The organism is Nocardioides sp., from assembly GCF_036374615.1.
In the GTDB taxonomy this organism is placed as follows: domain Bacteria; phylum Actinomycetota; class Actinomycetes; order Propionibacteriales; family Nocardioidaceae; genus Nocardioides.
The window spans coordinates 1-2,261 of record NZ_DASUTK010000073.1 but is presented as its reverse complement, the minus strand read 5'-3'; the positions used below and the strand labels follow the sequence as shown (position 1 = coordinate 2,261).

Genomic DNA, 2,261 nt, shown 5'->3' with positions numbered 1-2,261 from the left:
TTCGGCGGCGGACTAGCTGTCGTGGGTGATCGAGCCGCCGCTGTCCGTGCCGAGGTGCCGGGCGATCACCATCCGCTGGATCTGGTTGGTCCCCTCGAAGATCTGCATCACCTTCGCCTCGCGCATGTAGCGCTCCACGGGGAAGTCGCGGGTGTAGCCGTAGCCGCCGAGGACCTGCACCGCGTCGGTCGTCACCCGCATCGCGTGGTCGGTCGCGACCAGCTTGGCGACACTCGCCTCGCGGCTGTACGGGCGGCCGGCGTCCTTGAGCCGGGCGGCGTGCAGCACGGTGGCACGGGCGGACTGCACGGCGGCGTCCATGTCGGCCAGCAGGAACGCGAGGCCCTGGTGCTCGATGATCGGCCGGCCGAAGGTCTCGCGCTCCTTGGCGTACGCCACGGCGTGGTCGAGCGCGCCCTGGGCGAGGCCGGTGGCGACGGCGGCGATCCCGAGCCGGCCGGCGTCGAGCCCGGCGAGGGCGATCCGCAGCCCCTCACCCTCCTCGCCGAGCCGCCGCTCGGCGGCCACCCGCACGTTCTCGAACCGCATGGTCGTGGTGGCCGAACCCGTGAGCCCCATCTTGCGCTCCGGCGGGTCCGCGGACAGTCCCTGGGCGTCGGCCGGGACGAGGAAGCAGGAGATGCCGTAGCGCGCGTCCGACGTGCGGGCCATCACCTTGTAGAAGTCGGCGTGACCGCCGTGCGTGGTCCAGGCCTTGCTGCCGTTGATGACGTAGTCGGCGCCGTCGCGCCGGGCGGTGGCACGCATCGCCGCCGGGTCGGAGCCCGCGTGCGCCTCGGAGAGGCAGTAGGCGCCGAGCAACCCGCCGCCGAGCATGTCCGGCAGCCACCGCCGCTGCTGCTCCTCGGTGCCGCGGGTCACCAGCCCGAAGCACGAGAGGGCGTGCACCGAGAGCCCCACGCCCACGGTCGCCCAGACGGCGGCGACCTCCTCCAGCACCTGGAGGTAGACCTCGTAGGGCTGGCCACCGCCACCGTGCTCCTCGGGGTAGGGGAGCCCGAGTACGCCGAGCCCGCCCAGCAGCCGGAACGCGTCGCGTGGGAAGGCCTCGTCGGCCTCCGCCTCGGCACTCCGCGGGAGCAGCTCGCGGGTGGCGATCTCCCGAACCAGGCGGACCAGCTCGGCGGACTCCTCGGTGGGCATGACCCGGGTCGCGGGCATCCGTGTCCTCCTCGAAGGTGGGGTCGGTGTGGTCACAGTAAACGGGCACGAGCGACTGGGTCGGTCCGGGTAGGTTCCCCTCGTGACCACCACCGGCGACGACCCGACCAGGGCCTGGGTGCGGGGTGCCGCGGTGATCGCGGCGTTCGTCGCGCTGCTCTGGCTGATCGAGCTGGTGGACGCGGTGACGGCAGACTCGCTGGACCGGTTCGGGATCGAGCCGCGGACCCAGGAGGGCCTGGTCGGGATCGCGGCCGCGCCGCTGCTGCACTCCGGCTGGGGCCACCTCGAGGCGAACTCGGTGCCGTTGCTGATCCTCGGCTTCCTCGTCGCGGCCGTGTCCGCGGCGCGGCTGTTCGGCGTGCTGGTCTGGGCGTGGGTGGTGAGCGGCTTCGGGGTGTGGCTGGTCGGCCCGCCCAACTCGGTCACGGTCGGCGCATCGGGACTGGTCTTCGGGCTGCTGACGTACGTGATGATCGTCGGGTTCCTGGAGCGTCGACCGCTCGGGATCCTGATCGGCGTCGGCGTCTTCCTCGTCTACGGGAGCGTCCTGCTCGGTGCGCTGCCCGGCCAGCCGGGGGTCTCCTGGCAGGGGCACCTGTTCGGTGCGATCGGCGGCGTGCTGGCGGCGTACCACCTGGCGAACCGACGGCATCCTGCCGCCCATTGAGTCGCGGAATTGCGGCGCGTGATCGGCGGCCGCGCGGCCGCGACTCGGCAGCCGCAACTACGCGACTCGACTCAGGTGGCTACTGGGCGCTCTTGCGGGCGCGGGACGCCAGCTTGGCGCGCTCGTTCTGGTCGAGGACGACCTTGCGGATCCGCACCGTCTCGGGGGTGACCTCGACGCACTCGTCCTCCCGGCAGAACTCCAGGCACTGCTCGAGCGAGAGCTTGCGCGGCGGGATCAGCTTCTCGAAGTTGTCGGCCGTGGAGGAGCGGATGTTGGTCTGCTGCTTCTCCTTGGTGATGTTGACGTCCATGTCGTCGGCACGGGAGTTCTCGCCGACGATCATCCCCTCGTAGACCTCGGTGGTCGGCTCGACGAAGAGGACGCCGCGCTCCTGCAGGTTGGTCAT

At 71.6% G+C, this 2,261-nt stretch carries 2 protein-coding genes and 1 pseudogene; 1 reads left to right on the top strand and 2 read right to left on the bottom strand.

Going from position 1 to position 2,261, the window contains the following annotated elements:
* Positions 1–12: 12 nt before the first annotated feature.
* Entirely contained in the window at positions 13–1,182 is a 1,170-nt protein-coding gene (locus tag VFZ39_RS06040) for an acyl-CoA dehydrogenase family protein (protein ID WP_330864831.1), read from the bottom strand.
* A gap of 82 nt (positions 1,183–1,264) precedes the next feature.
* Between VFZ39_RS06040 and VFZ39_RS06035 the strand changes: the two genes are divergently transcribed.
* Complete coding sequence (locus VFZ39_RS06035; RefSeq protein ID WP_330864830.1) at positions 1,265–1,852, top strand: rhomboid family intramembrane serine protease; 588 nt, start codon at positions 1,265–1,267, stop codon at positions 1,850–1,852.
* Between the two features lie 79 nt (positions 1,853–1,931).
* Here the strand turns inward: VFZ39_RS06035 and VFZ39_RS06030 are convergent.
* Positions 1,932–2,261: pseudogene (locus VFZ39_RS06030) on the bottom strand (translational GTPase TypA); the annotation flags it as partial.